This is a genomic window from Marinobacter sp. B-21 (genome assembly GCF_056857895.1).
Map to the genome: position 1 here is coordinate 116173 of NZ_JBSXNZ010000086.1, position 21607 is coordinate 137779.

Consider the following 21607-nt stretch of genomic DNA (forward strand, 5'->3'; position numbering starts at 1 on the left):
TACTAGATAGTATATCTTTAGAATTAAATCTCTAGATATCAACTCCGATAGAGGTGACAGTCATGAGCAACCCGACCGTTCAGCATTTTTTTGATGAACCCACCAACACCTTCAGTTATGTAGTGCGGGACCCGGAAAGCCAGGCCTGCGCCATTCTCGATTCTGTCCTGGATTTTGATTATGCCGCCGGTACCACCGACGTTCGGTCTGCCGACCAGATCATTGAGTATATTCGCAGTAACGACCTGAACGTTGAGTGGGTTCTGGAAACCCACGTGCACGCAGACCACTTGTCTGCCGCGCCCTACCTGCACGAGAAGCTGGGTGGTAAAACCGGCATTGGCGCGCACATCCGTGACGTTCAGGAGATTTTCGGCAAGGCGTTCAACGCCGGTACTGAATTCCTGCGCGACGGCAGCCAGTTTGACCAGCTTTTCCGCGAAGGGGACACCTTTGCCATTGGCGGCCTTGAAGGGCGGGTATTGCATACGCCTGGTCATACACCTGCCTGCCTGACCTATGTCATCGGCGACGCCGCCTTTGTCGGGGATACCCTGTTCATGCCGGATTACGGCACTGCCCGCTGTGATTTTCCCGGGGGAGATGCCCGCACCCTGTACCGGTCCATCCAGAAGGTGCTGGCCCTGCCGGCGGAAACCCGCATCTTCCTCTGTCACGATTACAAGGCGCCGGGGCGTGATGAATACCAGCACATGACCACTGTGGCTGAACAACGTAAAGCGAACATTCATGTTCATGAGGGTGTTTCCGAGGAAGAGTTTGTGAAGATGCGGACCGAACGGGACGCGACACTGGATATGCCGCAGCTGATTCTGCCGTCGGTGCAGGTCAATATGCGGGCAGGGCACATGCCGCCTGCCGAAGACAATGGGCAGGTTTACCTGAAAGTGCCAGTTAACCTGTTCTGAGATTCACGATGAATCTTAAACGCTATCTGCCCATTCTTGACTGGGCGCCACAGTACAGGCGCAATCAGGCCACCAGTGATCTGGTGGCCGCGGTTATCGTGACCGTGATGCTGATTCCCCAGTCCCTGGCTTACGCCTTGCTGGCAGGCCTGCCCGCCCAGGTGGGGCTGTACGCCAGTATCCTGCCGCTGGTGATCTATGCCGTGTTCGGTACCAGCCGCACCTTGTCCGTAGGACCGGTGGCGGTGGCTTCCCTGATGACCGCGGCCGCGCTGGCGCCGCTGGCGGAAGCGGGTACTCCGGAATACGTTTCCGGAGCGATTCTGCTGGCGGTCATGTCAGGCCTGATGCTGACCCTAATGGGTATTTTCAGGCTTGGCTTCCTCGCCAATTTCCTCAGTCACCCGGTCATTTCCGGCTTTATTACCGCCTCCGGTATTGTCATTGCGGCCAGCCAGCTCAAGCATATTTTCGGGATTCAGGCCTCCGGCCACAACCTGTTGGCGATTGGCCAGTCCCTGATCCGGTCGATCGGCGATACCAATCCGGCGACCCTGGCCGTTGGCATCGGCGCGCTGCTGTTTCTGGTGCTGGCACGCAAGCGCCTGAAGCCGCTTCTGATGGCTGTGGGGCTGGCGCCGGGAAGGGCGGATATCCTGACCAAAACCGCTCCCATTCTGGCGGTTCTGGCCACCACCCTGGTGGCCTGGCAGTTCCAGCTTGATGCCCGGGGTGTGCGCCTGGTGGGCGATGTTCCCCGGGGATTGCCGGAGCTGGCTTTGCCCAGTCTGGATATGGGGCTGTGGCAGCAACTGGCGGTTAGCGCCCTGCTGATCAGCGTGGTCGGTTTCGTGGAATCGGTATCCGTCGGCCAGACTCTGGCCGCCAAGCGGCGCCAGCGAATCGATCCGGACCAGGAACTGATTGGCCTGGGTACCGCCAACCTGGGCGCCGGCTTTTCCGGCGGTATGCCGGTAACCGGCGGTTTCTCCCGCTCAGTGGTCAACTTTGATGCCGGTGCCGAAACGCCGGCCGCGGGCGCCTATGCGGCGGTGGGCATTGCCCTGGCAACGCTGTTCCTGACGCCGGCGATTGCGTATCTGCCCCAGGCGACTCTGGCGGCAACCATCATTGTTGCCGTCGCCACCCTGATCGACTTTCCGGCCCTGGGCCGCACCTGGCGTTATTCCCGGACGGATTTCGGTGCCATGCTCGCCACTATCGTGCTGACACTGGTGCACAGTGTGGAGGCGGGCCTCATCGCGGGTGTGGCCTTGTCCATCGGGCTGTTCCTGTATCGTACCAGCCGTCCTCACAGCGCGGTAGTTGGCCGGGTGCCCGGCACTGAGCACTTCCGCAATGTGCTCCGCCACGACGTGGAGCTGTGCCCCAAGGTCACCTTCCTGAGAGTGGATGAAAGCCTCTACTTCGCCAACGCCCGTTTCCTCGAGGAAACCGTGATGGATCTGTTGACCCGGGAACCGGAACTGAAAGACCTGGTGCTGGTGTGTCCGGCGGTCAACCTGGTGGATGCCTCTGCGCTGGAAAGCCTTGAAACTATCAACGAGCGCCTGAAGGATGCCGGGGTCCGGTTGCATCTTTCCGAGGTGAAAGGGCCGGTGATGGACAGGCTGAAGGGTACGGAACTGCTTTCCCACCTGGGCGGCGAGGTGTATTTGAGCACCTACGAAGCCTGGCAGCGCCTGACCGACCCTGGCAAGCTCGAAAAACAGGTCGCCTGATTAATCAGGATCCGCTTGCGCCGGGGGTGGGGCCGGCCGTTATGATGTCATTCCCGACCTGGTTTCTGCGGTATTTTCGCTATGGGCATGACTGAAAACCTGCTATCGACCAGCCAGTGGATCACCACCCTTCTGCTTTTCCTGGTCATTCTGGTCCGGGCAGTGCGTTCGATTGACTGGCAGGCGTTCCGAAAGGATAGCGCACTCCAGCATTCGTTTTTCGGGGCAGCCGTGGTGCTGGGGTTTGTCTGGCAGTTGCGGGCGGGGATTTCTCCGGGCCTGGCCATCCATATTTTCGGTATCACAGCTTTAACGTTGATGCTGGGTTGGGCTCTGGCGGTTCTTTCGGGGCTGCTGGCCCTGGTGATTACCGTGATTACCGGCCGCGAGCCGTTGCTGATGTTTGCCGCCAACGGCCTGGTTACGGTGATGGCGCCGGCACTTGTCAGTCACTGGATCATGCTCTGGGAGCGTCGGCGGGATTTCCGGAATTTTTTCGCCTACATCTTTTTCTGCGGCTTTTTCGGCGCGGGCATTTCGGTGGCCGCTGCCGGCACCGTCATGTGCCTGATGCTATGGACCAGCGGCGTCTATACCTTTGATGAGCTGGTGCATGAATACCTGCGCTATCTGCCTCTGTTCATGATTCCGGAGGGCTTTGTGAATGGCACCCTGGTGACCGGGCTGATGGTGTTTCACCCGGACCGGCTGACAACACTCGATCAGAGGCGTTACCGATAAGCCCATCCCGGCTCAGAGGCCTTCGCCGGAAGCCAGAACCGGATTGAACGCATCCCCGTGTTTGCCAGACGCCACCCGTTCCTGCCACTGGCGTGCCCAGTCCAGAACCTCCCCTGCGGGCATCGGGCGGGCGATACCATAACCCTGAACAAAGTTACAGCCCATCTGCCGCAGCGCCCGGGCGTGTTCCGCGGTTTCCACCCCTTCAGCGAGTACCGGGTGGGCAAACCGCTGGGCCAGGAAGATCACGCTCTCCACAATGGCGCGGTCGCTGGCATCCTCGAGCATGTTCCGCACGAAACTCTGGTCAATCTTGATGATGTCCACCGGCAGCGTGCGCAGGTAGGTGAGCGATGAAAATCCCGTGCCGAAGTCATCCAGGGCCACCTGCAGGCCGAGTTTCCGGCACCGAGTGAGGACATTGCTGGCTCGTTTGGTATCCTCAAGGGCCGTTGTTTCCAGTACTTCCAGGGTAATCTGCGCCGGATCGAGATCAGGGTGGCTGTGAAGGTAGCTTTTCAGATAGTCGATAAAGCTTCTGTCCATCAGGTGTGGTGCGCTGATGTTGATACTGACGGCGAGGTTCTCGCCGGCTTCCCTCCAGACGTTCATCCGGTAAATGGCCTCTTTCAGCACCCACTGGCCCAGGGGAGCCTCCAGGTGGCTGTTTTCCATAACGGGCAGAAACTCACCCGGAGAAACCAGGCCCTTTTCCGGGTGGTTCCAGCGGATCAGCGCCTCGAAGCCAAGCAACTGGCAGTCGGTAACCTGGACCTGGGGCTGGAAAAAGAGCTCGAATTCCTCATTTTCGAGCGCCCGGCTGATTTCCATCAGCTGGTTGCGACGGTTCCGGCGATGCTCATCCAGGCCGGGGTCGAAGAAGTGATACTGGTTACGGCCCTTTTCTTTTGCTGAATACATGGCCTGGTCGGCGTGGCGGATCAGACCTTCGGCGTCTGCCTCGTCTTCCGGGTAGCGGGCAATGCCCAGGCTTGCTGTCAGGGCAACGCTCTGGTCGCCCACCGGAACGGGCTTGCCAACGGTGGCAAGAATGCGCTGATAGACCGCGTCGTGGTTGTCGTCGCCCTGCAGCAGCAGAACAAATTCGTCGCCGCCGATCCTGGCCACGGTGTCGCCACTGCGCAATGCCCGGGTCAGTCGCTCGGAAAGGGTTCGCAGCGTCTGGTCGCCGGCTGCTAGTCCCAGGCGGTCGTTGATGGCCTTGAACCCGTCCAGGTCGAGATAGCAGACCGACAGGCTGCGGCCTTGCCGGTCAGCGTGATCCCGGGCGGTGCGCAGCCGCGCCTCAAGCAGCTGGCGATTCGGCAAGCCGGTCAGGTCATCGTAGTTGGCCGCCCGCTCCAGTTCCCTGGCGTGGTTCTTGATTGCGGTGATATCTGAAAACGCCGCAACATGGTAGTGCTGGGCGGGTTCGTCCAGGTGTACGCGGCTGATGGCGAGCAGCTCAATGTATTCTTCGCCGTTTTTCCGGCGATTCCAGATTTCACCACACCAGTGGCCGGTTTGCTCGATGGATCGCCACATGGACTGGTAGTAGCCCGCCGAATGGCGCCCGGAACTGAGAATGGCGGGGTTGAGCCCCAGAACCTCGTTGCGGCTGTAGCCCGTGATCCGGGAAAACGCGGGATTCACATCCAGAATCTGGTTCGACTGATCGGTAATCAGAATGGCTTCGTGGCTGTGGTCAAAAACGCTGGCGGCAATACGCAGGCTGCGTTCACTGTGTTTGCGGTCTGAAATGTTGTTGTGGATAGCGATAAAGCCCTGGCCAACGTCCTGATCGGCACTGATCGGAACACAATAGGTATGCACCCAGTAGGGCGAGCCGGCCTTGGTGTAGTGGAGGATATCCTCTTCAATAACTTCCGCCTGCTGGAGCTTCTGGCTGATGCGTTTCGCGGTCTCCGGGTTCGTGCCGGGCCCGTACAACACGTCTCCCGGGAAGCGCCCCTTAACCTCATGAAGGCGGTAACCCGTGTGCTTTTCAAAGCTGGGATTGACCCACTCGATACGCCCCGCGTTGTCCAGCATGACCAGAAAGTTGGGCGTTACCGAGGCAATCAGGGCGAGCCGACCGGGGTCGATGTCTGAGGGCGGATTGATCGCAGTCGGGCGTCTGGCCATAAGAGCGGATTCCGGTTTCTGGGCTGGTAAATGTTACGAACTCCCTTGCCTTTGAGACACTTTTGTAAGTGTAGCAGTTGAGCAAACATTCAACGTCCATAGTTTAGGCAACGGGTCGGGGTATGGGGCTGGCTGTGTCTGGATTCTCCAATCAGGGTCCAATAGGGCAGGATAGGATGCCGGAACGGCGCTGGAAAACTATTGGTTGTTGGTCGAAGGGAATTGATGGGTGTCAGTTTTTTGCCAGATTGTTGTCGGTGTTCACGGTTGCCAGCTGGGCCACCGGGGCTTTTTCGGGGTCTGTTAAAACTTGCTCTACCTCAACTTCGGAAATGACTTGATGAACTATGCTGTTGCCATGCAGATCTGAACCAGTGGCGCGCAGCCACGTGAGGATGTGTTCAGCCCCTCCCCGAGGTTCCCGGAAAGGAGCTGTCTGCACAATGCGATTAAGGACAGGAGACCGCATCGTGACTGAAGACGAAACGCCGCCCGAAAATGCCGAAAACGATCTTGCTTCGCGATTCCCCACAGCTTACACCATTCTGTTCTGTCTGATTGCCCTGGTCGCTGCTCTGACCTGGATTATCCCGGCAGGGCAATATGAACGGGCGATGAATGAAGAGGTCGGGCGAGAGGTTGCTGTGCCTGGCACCTACCAAACGGTGGACCCCAACCCCCAGGGCTTTGTTGATGTCATGCTGGCACCGACTGCCGGGTTCTACGATCCCGACAGTTACGCGGCCAACGCCATTGATGTTGCCCTGTTCGTGCTGTTTCTCGGGGGCTTTCTCGGGGTGATGAATGCAACCGGTGCCATAGATACCGGCATTCGCAGCGCCATGCGACACCTGGAAGGCCATGAAATCTGGATGATTCCTATCCTGATGACCCTGTTTGCCCTGGGTGGCACCACCTACGGGATGGCCGAGGAAACCCTGGCCTTCTACGCGATTCTGGTTCCCGTCATACTCGCGGCCGGCTACGACGCAGTGACCGGTGTTGCCATTATCCTGGTCGGTGCCGGGGTTGGCGTGCTTGGCTCCACCATCAATCCCTTCGCCACCGTGATCGCCGCCAATGCAGCCGGCATACCGTTTACCGACGGCATCGTGCTGCGTTTCATTCTGCTGATCGGTGGCCTGCTGATCTGCATTGCCTATGTCATGCGGTATGCCCACCGGGTCAAGGCAGACCCGTCACGTTCGGTGGTGTCAAAGCAGTGGGCAGCCCACCGTAAGCTGTTCCTGCAGGGGCATGATGAAGAGATTCACAGCGCAAGCCTCACCACCATTCAGATCATTTCCCTGATTATCTTCGGGCTGACCTTTGCGGTGATGATCTGGGGCGTGTCCTCCCAGGGTTGGTGGATGGCACGAATGGGGGCCCTGTTCTTCGGCGCCGCGATTGTGATTGGCCTTATTGCCCGCCTGGGCGAAAAGAAACTGACCGGCAGCTTTGTGGATGGCGCCCGGGATCTTCTAGGTGTCGCCCTGGTGGTCGGCCTTGCCCGTGGCATCGTGGTGATCATGGAGCAGGGCATGATCGCCGACACCATTCTGCACAGCGCGGAAACCTCGCTGGGTGGTCTGCCGGAGCTGGCTTTTATCAACCTCATGTTCTGGATCGAGGTAGGCATGAGCTTCTTTGTGCCTTCGTCCTCGGGGCTAGCCGTCCTGTCCATGCCAATTCTGGCACCGCTGGCGGACTTCGCGAATGTGGGGCGGGATCTGGTGGTTACCGCCTACCAGTCTGCCAACGGTCTGGTAAACCTGATCAATCCCACCTTCGCGGTTGTGGTTGGCGGTCTCGCCATCGGCCGGGTCTCCTACGATCGCTGGATCGCCTTTATCTGGCCCTTGCTGCTCATTCTGACTGTGTTTATCAGCGTGATAATCAGCATCGGCACCATGCTGTGAATTTTCTGAAAAAGGAGTTTCGCCATGTCTGAACCAAGCCTTGGAGTGCATTCTGAAACAGGAACCCTGCGACAGGTCGTTGTCTGCCGACCTGGCCTGGCCCACCGGCGGTTGACGCCGTCGAACTGCGATGCCCTGCTGTTTGACGATGTGTTCTGGGTAAAGCAGGCACAGAAAGACCACGATGTGTTTGCCAGTGTCATCCGGAGCCGGGGTGCGGAGGTCCTGGATGTCAACGAGCTGTTGGCGGAAACCCTGGATATTGCTGAAGGCCGGGCCTGGGTGCTGGACCACCGGATCAACTGGAACCACATTGGTGTCGGCATGGTGTCGGACCTGCGGGCCTGGATGGACGAGCTGCCCGGAAAAGCCCTGGCCGATTTCCTGATTGGCGGCCTGGAGGTGGCGGATCTGCCCTTTGATCCGGTGGGGCTTTTTGGTAACCATCTCGGACGTCTGGGATTCGTGCTGCCTCCGCTGCCCAATTTCCTGTTCACCCGGGACAACAGTGCCTGGATCTATGGTGGCGTGACCCTGAACCCGATGTACTGGTCCGCCCGCCGGCCCGAAACCCTTCTGATGGCAGCTATCTATAAGTTTCATCCAAGGTTCGCGGGCAAGGTAGAGGTGCATTGGGGCGATCCTCTGGCGGACCATGGCCTGGCCACTCTGGAGGGCGGGGACGTCATGCCGGTGGGCAATCGTACAGTGTTGGTCGGGATGGGCGAGAGGTCCTCGCCACAGGCCATTGGCCAGCTGTCAAAAGCACTGTTTGACGGTGGCATGGTGGATCGGGTTGTTGCCTGCCAGTTGCCGAAAGCCCGTTCAGCGATGCATCTGGATACCGTATTTACGTTTTGTGGCGGCAACGTGGTCACTGCCTTCAAGGAGGTGGCCGATGCCGTGATCTGCTTTGACCTGAGGCCGGGCGAGGGCGCAAAAACGCTGTCCTTCCGGCAGGAATCGCGACACTTGTTCGAGGTGGTTGCGGAGATTCTCGGGTACCCGGCCCTGGAGGTTGTGCCCACGGGTGGCGACAGTCCGGAAGAGCGGGAGCGTGAACAATGGAACGACGGTAACAACGTGCTGGCGCTGAGCCCTGGCGTGGTTGTCGGTTATGACCGAAATGACGATACCAATGCCGCCCTGTCCGCGGCGGGCATCGAGGTCCTGGCAATACCTGGTGCCGAGCTGGGCCGGGGCCGCGGCGGTGGCCGCTGCATGAGTTGCCCAACCATCAGGGATGCTGTCTGACAGCGAAGGAGACGTGTAATGGCTTTTAACCTCAAGAACCGGCATTTTCTGACCCTGCGCGATTACACCCCGCGCGAAATCAGTTTCCTGCTCAAGCTGGCGGCGGATCTGAAAACCGCCAAGTATGCCGGCACCGAGGTGCCACGGCTGCAGGGCAAGGACATCGCGCTGATCTTCGAGAAAAACTCCACGCGAACCCGGGTCGGGTTCGAAGTTGCCGCCTTCGACCAGGGTGCTCGGGTGACCTACCTGGGGCCGACCGGTACCCACATAGGGCACAAGGAATCGGTCAAGGATACCGCCCGGGTGCTGGGCCGGGTCTACGATGCCATCGAGTACCGGGGCTTCGGGCAGACCATTGTGGAAGAGCTGGCGCAATACGCGGGCGTGCCGGTCTACAACGGGCTGACCAACGAGTTCCATCCGACCCAGATACTGGCGGATTTCCTGACCATGCAGGAGCATGTGGAGAAGCCCCTGCGCGAAGTGGCCTATGTATTTATCGGCGATGCCGCCAACAACATGGGCGACAGCCTGCTGATCGGTGGCGCCAAGATGGGGATGGATGTGCGTTTGTGCGCCCCGCAAGCCTGCTGGCCGAAACAGGCCGTTCAGGATGAGGCGAAGGCAATCGCGGCCGAAACCGGCGCCCGGATCACCATCACCGATGACACAGACGCGGCCGTGGCCGGTGTCGACTTCGTCTATACCGATGTCTGGGTCTCCATGGGGGAACCCAGGGAGAAGTGGGCTGAGCGCATCAAGCTGCTGATGCCCTATCAGGTCAACGCCGCGCTGATGGAGAAAGCCGGCAATCCCCGCGTGCGCTTCATGCATTGCCTGCCGGCGTTCCATAACACCGAGACCACGGTGGGTAAGGAAATGCGGGACGAATTTGGCATCGACGCCATGGAAGTGACCGAGGAGGTGTTTGAAAGCCCGGCGTCCGTCGTCTTCGATCAGGCAGAAAACCGCATGCATACCATCAAGGCCGTCCTCGTGGCGACCCTGGGAGGCTGACATGCTGGTGGTCGCAGCTTTGGGTGGTAACGCCCTTCTGAAGCGCGGAGAGCCGCTGACGGCAGAGGCTCAGCGCCGTAATGTGCAGGTCGCGGCCAAATCGCTGGCACAGATTGTCCGTGCCGGACACGATCTGGTAGTGACCCACGGCAACGGTCCGCAGGTGGGGTTGCTGGCACTTCAGGGCGCGTCCTACAAGCCGGATGAGGCTTATCCGCTGGATGTTTTGGGTGCGGAAACCGAGGGCATGATCGGTTATATGATCGAACAGGAGCTGGAAAACGCCCTGGAACATGACCGTCCGGTCGCCACCTTACTGACACAGGTGGTGGTGGACCCGAAAGATCCCGCCTTTGCGAAACCGGCCAAGTTTGTCGGGCCGGTGTACGAACGCGCTGAGGCCGAGCGCCGGGCAGCAGGCGCGGGCTGGAGTATTGCGCCGGACGGTGACAAGTGGCGACGGGTGGTGCCCTCCCCCAAACCCCTGGAAATACCGGATTTGCGAGTGTTGCAACTGTTGCTGGAGCAGGGTGTGGTCGTGGTCTGCACCGGTGGTGGCGGAATACCGGTGCTGCGCCGGGAAGACGGCAGTCTGGTGGGCATTGAAGCGGTCATCGACAAGGACGCCGCCAGCGCGCTGCTGGCCAGACAACTGGGCGCGGATGCGCTGCTCCTGCTGACCGATGTTGATGCCGTCTACCGGGATTTTGGCACCGATCAGTCGACGCCGGTTTCCACACTGACGGTGGCCGAGGCGCGAGCACTGGATATGCCCGCCGGCTCGATGGGGCCGAAGCTGGCCGCCGCCTGTGAATTTGCGGAAGCCGGCGGATTCAGCGGCATCGGCCGGCTGCGGGATGCCATTGCCATACTTCAGGGGGCGGCAGGCACTCGTGTGTCTGCCGGGTAACAGGTTCCTGTTATGAGTCAGGATACGCTGGACGCGTCGCCGGGGCCTGGCACCGGCATCATCGTTGGTATCAGGGGCGGTGTTGTGAGTGTCCGGTTTCCTGAGCCGGTACCCCACATTCGCGAGCTCCTGTACGCTGGCAAGATTGCCCTCGAGGTGGCCGCACTTGAGGACAAGGGCGTGGTCCGTTGCATGGCATTGGCCCCGGTGAAGGGGCTGGGCTTGGGGATGCCGGTTCGGGCGACCGGTTCGTCGATCACCGTGCCGGTGGGTGATGCCATACTGGGGCGTATGCTCAACGTATTTGGTGCGCCTGTGGATAACCAACCGGTCCCGGCTACCAGTGAGCGCCGCGCTATCCATCAGCTCCCGCCGTTGCTGGAAGACCGTGTGGTCCGAAGCCAGATTCTGGAAACCGGCATCAAGGCCATTGATCTGCTGTCTCCCATTGAGCGGGGTGGAAAAACCGGCCTGTTCGGTGGCGCCGGGGTGGGAAAGACGGTTCTGATTACCGAACTGATCCATAACACGGTTCAGCAACACAAGGGCGTCAGCCTGTTTTGCGGTATTGGCGAACGGTCCCGGGAGGCGGAAGAGCTTTACCGGGAAATGGGCGAGGCCGGTGTACTTGATAACACCGTCATGCTGTTCGGGCAAATGAACGAGGCTCCGGGTGTCCGGTTCCTGATCGGCAAGACCGCGCTGACCATGGCGGAATATTTCCGCGACGAACAGCACCGGGATGTGCTGTTGCTGATCGACAACATTTTCCGCTTTGTCCAGGCGGGCTCGGAAGTGTCCGGGCTACTGGGGCGGATGCCTTCGCGGGTTGGCTATCAGCCGACACTGGCGACCGAGCTGGCCGAGCTGGAGGAGAGAATCACCTCAACGCGCAGCGCCGCAATCACGTCGGTTCAGGCCGTTTACGTGCCGGCCGACGATTTCACCGACCCTGCTGCCGCCCATATTTTCTCCCATTTGTCCGGTTCCGTGGTGCTGTCACGAAAACGTGCGAGCGAAGGTTTGTACCCGGCGATAGATCCCCTGGCATCGTCCTCGGTCATGCTTACGCCCTCTGTGGTCGGGCAGCGACATTACGATATTGCCCGGGCGGTGCGCCGAACCCTGGCTGAATACGAGGAACTGCGGGATATCATCGCCATGCTGGGCATTGAGGAGCTGTCGGCGGCGGACCGGTCAACCGTTGCCCGTGCCCGCCGGCTGGAAAGATTCCTGACCCAGCCGTTTTTTACCACCGCGGCCTTTACCGGTGCCGAAGGCAAGCGTGTGACCATCGCTGAGACACTTGATGGCTGTGAAACCATTCTGGAGCAGACTGAGTTCGGGCAGAGCGAAAGTGAGTACTACATGATTGGCGCATTGCCGGAGGTGGTGGCATGACAATGGCGACGGAGATGGAGGTGTGCCTCAGGCTGCCGACCCGGGTTCTCTATCAGGGCATGGCCCGCAAGCTGTTCGCCGTGGCGGAAAACGGAGCCTTCGGGCTATTGCCCAATCACATTGATTTCGTCACCGCGCTGGAACCGTCGGTGTTGATTCTGACCCTGGCGGATGGCAATGAGCAGATCTTCGGCATCGACGAGGGCATTCTGGTGAAAAAAGGCCATCAGGTGGATATCGCCATCCGGCGAGGTGTCCTCGGCGAGAACCTCGACTCCCTGCAGGCAAGCGTCAAGAAGAATTTTATCGAGGTGGACGAAGACGAACGCGTGGCCCGATCCGCACTGTCCAGGCTGGAGGCCGGCATGGTGCGCCGGTTTGCCGACCTGCAGCGGCCCAAGCCATGACCCGGCGGCGCGGATCCCCGGAGGACGATATTGGCCGTCGGGCCCGACGTCTGAAAAAAACCAGGGATAACCCCGGGGTCAGCCCGCTGCGCGGTTTGGGGGCCTTCGGTATGATTGGCTGGTCCATTGCCGTCCCGACCGTGGGTGGCGCTTTCCTGGGGATGTGGCTTGATCGCAACCTGCCCCAGGAATTTCCGTGGGTTATTGCGCTGATTCTGGGCGGTGTCGCCCTGGGTGGTTTCATTGCCTGGGCCTGGATCAGCAGGGAAAGCAGGGAAGAGGAGGATGATAATGGTGATCATTGACTGGCCGGGCGCGCTGATGGGCTTTGGTGCCGGTGTGGTGGTGAGCATTCTGTATTTTGCGGGTCTGGCAGTGACTGTGCGTGTGGCACTGGGTGCCTCCCGTCCCAGTTCGGTGCTTCTGCCCAGCGCTCTGGTTCGGATCGGGCTGCTGCTATCCGTTGGTTGGCTGGTGACTGCCGGTGTAACCCTGCCTTGGGCCTTTGCCGGTTATGGACTGGCCTTTTTCCTCGTGCGCTTGTTTGCTACCACGCTTGCCCGCCTGCCACGTCCGGAGGATATCTGATGGAACTGACACCCGATGAGACCATAGTGTTCACGATCTGGGGCATGGGCATTAACGAAACGGTCGTTAATACGTGGATCGTCATGATCATACTGACCGTTGCCTCAATTCTCATTACCCGCAATTTACGGCCGGATGTGCCACCAAACCGCTGGCGCACCACCCTGGAAGTGATTGTGACGGTCATCCAGAGCCAGATCGAGGAAATCTCGCCGCACGCCTCGCGCCATGTGCTCTATTTTTCCGGAACGCTGTTCCTGTTCATCGCGTTGTCGAATCTGCTGCTGGTGGTGCCGGGCTTTTCCCCGCCGACTGCCTCGCTCTCCACCACCGCTGCCCTGGCGTTGTCGGTACTGATTGCTGTGCCGCTGTTCGGGATTACCCGGCAGGGCATCGGTGGCTATCTCAAAACCTACATCCAGCCATCCGTCATCATGTTGCCGTTCAATATCATCAGCGAGTTCTCGCGTGGTATCTCCCTGGCCATCCGTCTGTATGGCAACGTTATGAGCGGCGCGGTCATCGCGGGCATCCTGCTGGGTGTCGCCCCATTCTTTTTTCCCGTGGTTATGGATGTACTCGGTTTGCTGACGGGCCTGATCCAGGCCTACATATTCGCCATCCTGGCGACGGTTTATATCTCATCGGCGACAGCCACCACTGGAAAGTCCCTGAGCAAGGAGAACGACAAATGACTGACTTTGCGCTTATTGCCGCGGTCTCGATTCTGACCGCTGGCCTGTCCGTGTCTTTTGGTGCAATCGGCCCTGCTCTGGGAGAAGGCAGGGCTGCAGCCGCGGCCCTTGCCGCCATTGCCCAGCAGCCGGATTCGGCATCGACACTTTCGCGGACCCTGTTCGTCAGCCTGGCAATGATTGAGTCCACGGCAATTTACTGTTTTGTCGTGGCGATGATCGTCCTGTTTGCCAACCCCTTCTGGGATCAGGCTCTACAGTCCGCCCAGTCGGCCGCGGGTTGAACCATGTCTGTTGACTGGGTCACGATCCTTGCCCAGGTTGGCAACTTTCTTGTGCTGGTCTGGCTGCTCAAGCGCTTTCTGTACAAGCCCATCCTGAATGGGATTGATGCCCGTGAGGCGGAGATCGCAACACGCATGGGTGAGGCGGAGGTCGCCCGGAAAAAAGCCGCCGCAGCCGAAGCCGCGTTTCTGGAACAGAAGCAGAAATTGCTGGCAGATAACTCCGTTAATGCGGAGCGGATTCGCGAGCAGGCGGAACAAGAGAAAGATGCCCTGCTGGCCGACACTCGCAAGAACCTGGAACGCGAAAAACAGGACTGGCAGTCGCATCTGGAGGCAGAGCGGGAAAGATTCACCAGGGAGTTGCACCTGGCCAGCGCCGAAACCCTCTACCGACTGGTTCGCCGGGCACTGCATGATCTGGCGGATGAGGATCTGGAGGAACACATTGCCCTGAATGTGATCGGCAAGCTGAAACCTTTGGTACGGGAGCTTACCTCCGCTGCTGGCCGTTCGGAACAGGCCATTGCCACTACCCATACGCCGCTTCCGGAGAACACGCAGGAAAAGATCAGGGCCGCGCTGGAACGTCTGGCTCCCGGTCTTTCCTTGAGTTTTACCACGGATGCCCGTCAGGCTCCTGGTCTGATTCTGCGGATCGGCAGTGTTCAGGTGGCCTGGACAGTCGATAGTTATACCGACGAGCTGACCGGGTTATTGGCAGACCGGCTGGCCGCCGGTGGATCCGGCAGGGTAAACAATCATGGCTGAAGAACCGGCGATGACCGCAACAAAGAGGTTCATTGATACCCTGATGGACATCCCGAGTCCTTCACTGGCACTGACCGAAGTGGGCATGGTTACGGAGGTGGGTGACGGTATTGCCGTGGTGTCTGGCCTGGCGAGGGCCCTGGCGGATGAGCTGCTGGTCTTTGCCTCGGGTGTCCGGGGTGTGGTGCTTGATCTGGAGCCAGGCCGGCTGGGCGTTATCCTGCTTGGGCCCTCGGAGCGGGTGATGTTCGGGGAGGATGTCTGGCGGACTCATAAAGTGTTCAGTGTGCCGGTGGGGCCTGGCCTCATCGGCCGTGTTGTCGATGCCACCGGCGAGCCCCGGGACGGGAAAGGCAGGGTGGCCTCGACCGCGGAAAGGCCGGTGGAGGCCAGCGCCCCGGGTATACTGAGCCGTGCGCCGGTCACCCGCCCCCTCGCCACCGGCATCAAGGCGATTGATGGCGCGGTGCCCGTTGGGCTGGGCCAGCGGGAGTTGATTATCGGCGACCGGCAAACCGGAAAAACGTCCATTGCTGTCGATACCATTCTCAACCAGGCCCGTTCGAATGTTCTCAGCATTTATTGCGCGATCGGCCAGCGCGGTGACGCGGTTGCCCGTGTGATTGAAACCCTTCGGCAAAGTGGTCAGATCGCGAACACCATCGTGGTTGCTGCCGGCGATGAGGACACGCCGGGCCTCGCCTACATCGCACCGTATGCGGCGATGACCATGGCCGAATACTTTTCAAACCATGGCAGGGATGTGCTGGTTGTTCTCGACGACCTGACACACCATGCCCGTTCCTATCGCGAGCTGTCCCTGCTACTGCGTCGCCCGCCGGGTCGGGAAGCCTTCCCGGGTGACATATTCTATGTGCACGCACGACTCCTCGAACGGGCGGGACAGTTCACGCCGGAAGCTGGGGGGGGGTCCATCACCGCGCTGCCCATTGTCGAAACGCAGGCGGAAAATCTGTCCGCGTACATTCCGACCAATCTGATTTCGATTACCGATGGCCAGATCTATCTGTCGCCCCGGCTGGTGCGAAAAAACCAGTTTCCTGCGGTGGATATCGGGTTATCCGTATCGCGGGTAGGGGGCAAGGCCCAGCATCGGGCGTTCCGGGATGTGGCGGGCAACCTGCGCGTCACCCTGTCCCAGTTTGAGGAACTGGAGGATTTTGCCCGTTTTGGTACCCGCCTGGATGATAACACCCGGGCCCGCCTGAGCCGCGGGGCTGCCGTGCGTGCCGCGTTGCGTCAGCCCGAGCGGGACCCGGTTCCGGCAGTGGAACAGCTTCTGGTGCTGATGGCCGCGATGGAAGGGCTGCTCGACGGACTGTCCGAAACCGCCGTTGCCGAGGCCATGGCCAGGATCCGGGAAGGTGTCGGCGACACCCTGAAAGGCGTTGCCGGGAGCATCGGGCAAAACCGTTCTCTGGACGACGACGAAAAGGCAACCCTCCTGCGGGTGGCCCGTGAGGTGTTAAAGTTGCCTGGAGGCGATGGCCATGACCCAGACACTTGAAACCCTGTCCCGCCTCACCGCCACGCTGACCAGTATTCGCGGCATTGTTCACACCATGAAAACCATGTCCGCGATCAACGCGGTACCGTATGAGCATGCGGCGAGGTCTGTTGAGTCCTACCACCAGACGGTGCTGACCGGCATCCGGGCATTTGTTGCCAAAACCGGCCCCATTGCGATGCCTGTCGCTGCGCGGGCTGAACGGATTCTGGTGGTGTTCGGCTCTGATCATGGCCTGTGTGGCAATTACAACGAGGTGCTTGCCGCGAGGGCATTGATCGAGGCTTCCCGGAGCGAGGGCGGTACCCGGGTATTGTGCGTCGGCGCCCGCATGAATGACGCCCTCAGCGATCAGGGGCTTGGCCCGGAAGTCACCTTCCTGCCGCCGGCGTCGGCCGATGGCATCGGGCGCCTTGCCAGTGACATCGTGACCCGGCTGGACGAGATCGGGGGTGGCGACGTACATAACCGGATTGCCGTAACCCTGGTGTTCACCCGGCGGGCAGGAAAGGGGCAGCGTGAACCGGCAGTAAGCCCGTTGTTGCCCTTGCCACCCTCGCTGCTGTCGGATCCGGGCAAGGTGGGCTGGCAGTCCCGGTCCCTCCCCGACTACACGATGCAGGCGACGCCGCTGCTTGCAGCGCTGCTTCGTAACCATATCTTTGCCAGCGTTTTTCAGGCATCGGCGGAAGCAATGGTCACCGAGAACGCGGCCAGGCTTGCGTTGATGCAGCAGGCGGAACAGGCGGTTGATGAACGGCTTGAGGAGGTTGGAGGGCAATTCAGGCTGGTGCGTCAGGATGAGATTACCAATGAGCTCATGGACATCATTATCGGTTTTGAGGCACTGAAAAAGGAATCACCAGCGTTATGAGCAGCCCCCGCATGTTTTCAGGGGAGGATTGCTGATAACATTGGCTTATTAACTAATAACCAAATGTGTCATCCAGGAGGTGCTCAATGGGGCGGTTAGCTGCTGCGGGCTTTATCGTCACTCTGGGGCTGCTGGCCTCTGCGGTCCAGGGGCAGGACGGCGCCCGGGCGCTGATGACAGCGGTCACGGAGCGCAGCGAGTTTCATGAGACCGTCCATCTTGATGGTGTTATTGAGGCTGTTCAGCAGAGCACTGTCTCTGCCCAGACCAGTGGTACCGTCCAGAGCCTGCCCTATGATGTTGACGATTCTGTCGCCGCCGGAGACCTTATCGTTCAGCTCGAGGACAGTGAACAACGGTCCCGGCTGCGCCAGGCCCAGGCGGGACTGGAGGAAGCCGAAGCGGCACTCTCGGATGCGCGCCAACGCTTTGAGCGTATCGAGGCGGTTCATGAACGGGGACTGGTGTCCCGCCAGGAGTTTGATCAGGCTCGCAACAATCTGGCGGCCGCCCGGGCCAGGGTGGAGCGTGCCAGCGCCACGGTTGCCGAGGCCCGGGAGCAGCTGTCCTACACCCGGGTGCTGGCGCCCTATGGCGGCATCCTCACCGAGCGGCATGTGGAAGTAGGAGAGTCCGTAAATCCCGGCCAGCCACTGCTCAGCGGGCTCTCCCTGGAGCAGCTCCGGATCGTGGTTGAACTGCCACAGAAATACGCGGAACTCGCGCGGACCGAGCGCCAGGCAAAGGTCACTCTTGCCGATGGCCGGGTGCTGGAGACCGGTGAGATGACCTTTTACCCCTACGCGAATCCGGAAACCCACACCTTCCGCCTGAGAATGCGCCTGAGTGAGCCCAACGGCTCCCTGTTTCCCGGCATGCTGGTCAAAGTCGGCGTGCCCGTCGCCAGTCGTGAGGCCCTCTGGGTGCCGGCCAGCAGTCTGATTCAGCGCAGCGAACTGAGAGCGGTTTTTGTGCTGGATGATCAGGGCCGGCCCCGGCTCCGCCAGGTGCGCACCGGGGTCCGCGATAATGGCCGGCTCGAAATCCTGGCGGGCCTGAGCGAAGGCGAACGGGTGGTTACCAACCCATCGGAGCTGGTTGGCAGTGATCGGCTGAACCTTGTCACGGAGTTAGGTACAGAGTCGGGCCCGGAGGCGAATCCGTGAGCCGGGAGCTGCCGCCTGTGGGGCCATCCGGGGCCATTGCCCGGGTGTTTCAGAACAATCATCTCACGCCATTGCTTGCTATTCTGGCGATTATTCTCGGTATCCTGGCCGTGGTGGTCACACCCAAGGAGGAAGAGCCCCAGATCGATGTCACCATGGCCGACATCATGGTGGCGTTTCCCGGAGCCAGCACCCGCGAGGTGGAAAACGCCATAGCCACGCCCGCCGAACAGGTGATGAGCGAGATTCAGGGCGTGGAGCATGTCTACTCGGTGTCGCGGCAGGGCCAGGCAGTGATTACCGTCCAGTTTGAAGTGGGCGTGCCGCGCCAGGAGGCGCTGGTGCGGCTCTACAACCAGGTGTATTCGAATCAGGACTGGCTGCCAGCCAACCTCGGAGCCAGCCAGCCGGTCATCAAGCCCAAGGGGATTGACGATGTTCCGGTGATGACCCTGACCCTTTACGATCCGGTTAACGGGCACACCGGGGAAGAGCTTACCCGCCTTGCCCATATGCTGGAGGTCGTCCTGAAGCGGGTTCCGGGCACCCGGGACGTCTACACCACCGGGGGCATCCCCGACCGGGTCGATATCCGGTTTGATCCGGCACTGCTGGCAGGCTTCAACCTGACCATTGACGATCTACGAAATGCGCTGTCTGCCGCCAATGCCAGTAGCCAGGAGGCCCGGATTACAAGGGATAACGTCTCCATCCCGGTTCAGGCCGGAACCCTGCTGGAATCGGTCGACGATGTTCGCCGTCTGGTGGTGGGTATGCAGAATGGCTCAGCGGTTTACCTGGCGGATGTGGCCGAAATCAGCCGGGGTGGCACGGTGGCCGATCAGAGCGTAATGACGGGCTTCGGGCCGGCACATGAAAACGGAATCGCCGGTCGGCCCGGCGAAATGTACCCCGCGGTAACCCTGGCGATCGCCAAGAAACCGGGAGAAAACGCCGTCAATATCACCACGGCCATTGAAGAGCGTCTGGAGCAGTTGCGAAACCGGGCATTACCCGAGGGCGTGGAAGTGCTGGTTACCCGGGACTACGGCGTGACGGCGTCCCGGAAGGCCCGCAAGCTGATCACCGATCTGATCTCCGCCACCCTGAGCGTGGTGCTGCTGGTGCTGGCGGCCATGGGCTGGCGCCAGGCCCTGATCGTCGGTGTTGCGGTCCTGATTACCCTGTTGCTGACCCTGGTGTTTTCCTGGGCCTGGGGTTTTACCCTCAATCGTGTGTCCCTGTTCGCGCTGATTTTCTCCATCGGCATACTGGTGGATGACGGTATCGTGATCACCGAGAACATCAATCGTCGGATCCGGAACTCCCGCCAGGCGGTGAAGGACATCATTCCCGTCGCCGTCGACGAAGTGGGAACGCCCACCATCATGGCCAGCCTGACCGTCATGGCGGCGCTGATCCCGATGGCCTTTGTCAGTGGCCTCATGGGGCCGTACATGAGTCCCATCCCGATCAATGCCTCGGCGGGGATGGTGCTGTCCCAGATCGTGGCCTTTGTTGTCGTGCCCTGGCTGGCCTTCCGGTTGCTGAAACACAAGCAAGGAGAAATGGCCTCCGAAGCGGACGAGGCTTCCAGTTCCGCTGACGGCGTCAGCCCCTTGTCCCTGCGCATTTTCCGGACGGTCCTGGGCCCGTTTCTCGGTGATCATCCCTGGCGTCGCCGACTGCTTGGGCTGGGTGTGGTTGGACTAACCATTGCGGCTGCGTCGTTGCCGGTCTTTATGGCGGTTATCCTGAAAATGCTGCCCTTCGACAACAAGTCCGAGCTGCAGGTCGTGGTCGACATGCCTGAATACACCCCGATGGAGCAGACCCAGCGGGTACTGATGGAAATGGGCGGGTACCTTGAATCGGTAGACGAAGTCGCCACCTGGCAGACCTACGCCGGCACGGCATCCCCTATCAACTTTAATGGCCTCGTACGCCAGTATTACCTGCGCAATGATCCCTACCAGGGCGATATCCAGATCAACCTGAGCAGCGAGGAAAACCGGGATCGACAGTCCCACGACATTGCCCAGTCCTTGCGGGCGCCACTGAAGGCGGTTGCCGACAAATACGGTGCCAGCGTGAAGGTCGTGGAGGTGCCCCCGGGGCCCCCGGTTCTGTCTCCGGTGGTGGCCGAAATCTACGCGGTGGATGAATCCCGTCGGGCGGAACTGGCCCGCGGCGTGGCAGAGGGTATGACGGAAGTCGATGGACTGGTGGATATCGACACCACCCTCGAAGCTCCGACCCGGCAGTGGGAAGTTGTGGTGGACCGTGAACGGGCGGCGCGGCTTGGCGTTTCTCAGGCCCAGGTCGTCGGTGCCCTGCAGACAGCGCTTGGCGGGACCAGTGTCAGCTTCCTGCATGACGATCACGCCAAGTATCCCGTTCCGATCCGGGTGATTCTTGCCGAGGGCGACAAGGCTCAGCCGTCGGTGCTTCTCTCCCTGCAGGTGCGCAGCCGTAACGGCAATCTGGTCCCGCTGGCGAGCATTGCCGACATTCGTGAAGCGGACTGGATGGGTGCGATCTATCACAAGGACCTGCTGCCGCTGACCTATGTGACGGCGGATATGGCTGGCGAGACTGATTCACCGCTGTATGGCATGTTTGCCATGGTGGAGCGCCTGAAGCAGCTGGAAGGCGCCCCGGAACAATACTTTATCGGCCAGCCGACGCTCCCGGAAAAAGGCGCGCTCAAATGGGACGGTGAATGGCAGATTACCTATGAAACCTTCCGGGATATGGGGGCCGCTTACAGCGTGGGTGTGTTCATGATCTTTGTTCTGCTGGTGGCGCAGTTCCGCTCGTATATCCTGCCACTGGTCATCATGGCCCCCATTCCGCTGACGCTGATCGGGATCATGCCCGGCCATGCCCTGCTGGGGCGAGAGTTCACCGCAACCAGTATGATCGGCATGATAGCCCTGGCCGGTATCATCGTGCGTAATTCCATTTTGCTGGTGGTGTTTATCCGGCAACTGATCGAGGAAGGGGTGGAACTGGACGAAGCGGTGGTTCTGGCCGGTGCGGTTCGGATCAAGCCCATTGTCCTGACCGCCATTTCGGCGATGGTAGGTGCTTACTTCATTCTGAATGATCCGATATTCAACGGCCTGGCAATCTCGCTGATCTTTGGTCTGGCCATGTCCACGCTGCTGACGGTTCTGGTGGTTCCCCTGCTGTACTACACTCTGGCTCGCCGATCCGAAAACGGTGGTTGA

Annotated in this window: 19 protein-coding genes; 18 read left to right on the forward strand and 1 reads right to left on the reverse strand. The window is 60.4% G+C overall.

Translation table 11 applies throughout. The features are described 5' to 3' along the window. Positions 1–62 precede the first annotated feature (62 nt). The 3 genes from AC13C0_RS16985 to AC13C0_RS16995 all read left to right on the forward strand — a co-directional run bounded on the left by AC13C0_RS16985 (position 63) and on the right by AC13C0_RS16995 (position 3412). Entirely contained in the window at positions 63–929 is an 867-nt protein-coding gene (locus AC13C0_RS16985) for an MBL fold metallo-hydrolase (RefSeq protein WP_341581167.1), read from the forward strand. Positions 930–937: 8 nt separating this feature from the next. Further along, positions 938–2671, forward strand: a complete 1734-nt coding sequence (locus AC13C0_RS16990) for a SulP family inorganic anion transporter (RefSeq protein WP_117619180.1) — start codon at positions 938–940, stop codon at positions 2669–2671. An 81-nt stretch (positions 2672–2752) separates the two neighbouring features. Beyond that, complete coding sequence (locus AC13C0_RS16995; RefSeq protein ID WP_117619181.1) at positions 2753–3412, forward strand: energy-coupling factor ABC transporter permease; 660 nt, start codon at positions 2753–2755, stop codon at positions 3410–3412. A gap of 12 nt (positions 3413–3424) precedes the next feature. On the opposite strand, the gene AC13C0_RS17000 is transcribed toward AC13C0_RS16995, so the two are convergent. Continuing rightward, complete coding sequence (locus tag AC13C0_RS17000) at positions 3425–5557, reverse strand: EAL domain-containing protein (RefSeq protein ID WP_341581168.1); 2133 nt, start codon at positions 5555–5557, stop codon at positions 3425–3427. 470 nt (positions 5558–6027) lie between these two features. On the opposite strand from AC13C0_RS17000, the gene AC13C0_RS17005 reads away from it, so the two are divergent. The 15 genes from AC13C0_RS17005 (at position 6028) to AC13C0_RS17075 (ending at position 21607) form a co-directional block, all read left to right on the forward strand. Beyond that, positions 6028–7476, forward strand: coding sequence for a YfcC family protein (locus AC13C0_RS17005; protein ID WP_341581169.1), 1449 nt, complete (start codon positions 6028–6030; stop codon positions 7474–7476). Between the two features lie 24 nt (positions 7477–7500). Continuing rightward, positions 7501–8730 (forward strand): arginine deiminase, encoded by a 1230-nt coding sequence (locus AC13C0_RS17010; RefSeq protein ID WP_341581170.1) that lies wholly within the window; start codon positions 7501–7503, stop codon positions 8728–8730. Between the two features lie 18 nt (positions 8731–8748). Beyond that, entirely contained in the window at positions 8749–9750 is a 1002-nt protein-coding gene (locus AC13C0_RS17015) for an ornithine carbamoyltransferase (protein ID WP_117619185.1), read from the forward strand. Between the two features lies 1 nt (position 9751). Continuing rightward, complete coding sequence (gene arcC, locus AC13C0_RS17020; protein ID WP_341581171.1) at positions 9752–10660, forward strand: carbamate kinase; 909 nt, start codon at positions 9752–9754, stop codon at positions 10658–10660. Between the two features lie 12 nt (positions 10661–10672). Further along, positions 10673–12061 (forward strand): F0F1 ATP synthase subunit beta, encoded by a 1389-nt coding sequence (atpD, locus tag AC13C0_RS17025; protein WP_482954745.1) that lies wholly within the window; start codon positions 10673–10675, stop codon positions 12059–12061. Then, on the forward strand, positions 12058–12468 hold the full coding sequence (locus tag AC13C0_RS17030) for an ATPase (protein ID WP_117619188.1): 411 nt from the start codon (positions 12058–12060) through the stop codon (positions 12466–12468). Before atpD ends, AC13C0_RS17030 begins: the two co-directional genes overlap by 4 nt. Next, positions 12465–12773, forward strand: coding sequence for an AtpZ/AtpI family protein (locus tag AC13C0_RS17035; RefSeq protein ID WP_117619189.1), 309 nt, complete (start codon positions 12465–12467; stop codon positions 12771–12773). Before AC13C0_RS17030 ends, AC13C0_RS17035 begins: the two co-directional genes overlap by 4 nt. Next, positions 12760–13056: an N-ATPase subunit AtpR gene (locus tag AC13C0_RS17040; protein ID WP_205422207.1), complete on the forward strand. Its 297-nt coding sequence runs from the start codon at positions 12760–12762 to the stop codon at positions 13054–13056. Before AC13C0_RS17035 ends, AC13C0_RS17040 begins: the two co-directional genes overlap by 14 nt. Beyond that, positions 13056–13751 carry a F0F1 ATP synthase subunit A gene (locus tag AC13C0_RS17045; RefSeq protein WP_117619191.1) on the forward strand — a complete coding sequence of 232 codons (696 nt, stop codon included), beginning with the start codon at positions 13056–13058 and terminating at the stop codon, positions 13749–13751. Before AC13C0_RS17040 ends, AC13C0_RS17045 begins: the two co-directional genes overlap by 1 nt. Next, positions 13748–14035: a F0F1 ATP synthase subunit C gene (locus tag AC13C0_RS17050; RefSeq protein ID WP_117619192.1), complete on the forward strand. Its 288-nt coding sequence runs from the start codon at positions 13748–13750 to the stop codon at positions 14033–14035. The genes AC13C0_RS17045 and AC13C0_RS17050 overlap by 4 nt, the downstream gene beginning before the upstream one ends. A 3-nt stretch (positions 14036–14038) precedes the next feature. Further along, on the forward strand, positions 14039–14806 hold the full coding sequence (locus AC13C0_RS17055) for a F0F1 ATP synthase subunit B family protein (protein ID WP_117619193.1): 768 nt from the start codon (positions 14039–14041) through the stop codon (positions 14804–14806). Continuing rightward, a complete protein-coding gene (locus AC13C0_RS17060; protein ID WP_482954746.1) occupies positions 14799–16334 on the forward strand; it encodes a F0F1 ATP synthase subunit alpha in 1536 nt (511 codons plus the stop codon). Before AC13C0_RS17055 ends, AC13C0_RS17060 begins: the two co-directional genes overlap by 8 nt. Continuing rightward, positions 16318–17208: a F0F1 ATP synthase subunit gamma gene (locus AC13C0_RS17065; protein WP_117619194.1), complete on the forward strand. Its 891-nt coding sequence runs from the start codon at positions 16318–16320 to the stop codon at positions 17206–17208. The genes AC13C0_RS17060 and AC13C0_RS17065 overlap by 17 nt, the downstream gene beginning before the upstream one ends. Before the next feature lie 86 nt (positions 17209–17294). Continuing rightward, a complete protein-coding gene (locus tag AC13C0_RS17070) occupies positions 17295–18374 on the forward strand; it encodes an efflux RND transporter periplasmic adaptor subunit (RefSeq protein WP_482954747.1) in 1080 nt (359 codons plus the stop codon). Next, on the forward strand, positions 18371–21607 hold the full coding sequence (locus AC13C0_RS17075; protein ID WP_482954748.1) for an efflux RND transporter permease subunit: 3237 nt from the start codon (positions 18371–18373) through the stop codon (positions 21605–21607). Before AC13C0_RS17070 ends, AC13C0_RS17075 begins: the two co-directional genes overlap by 4 nt.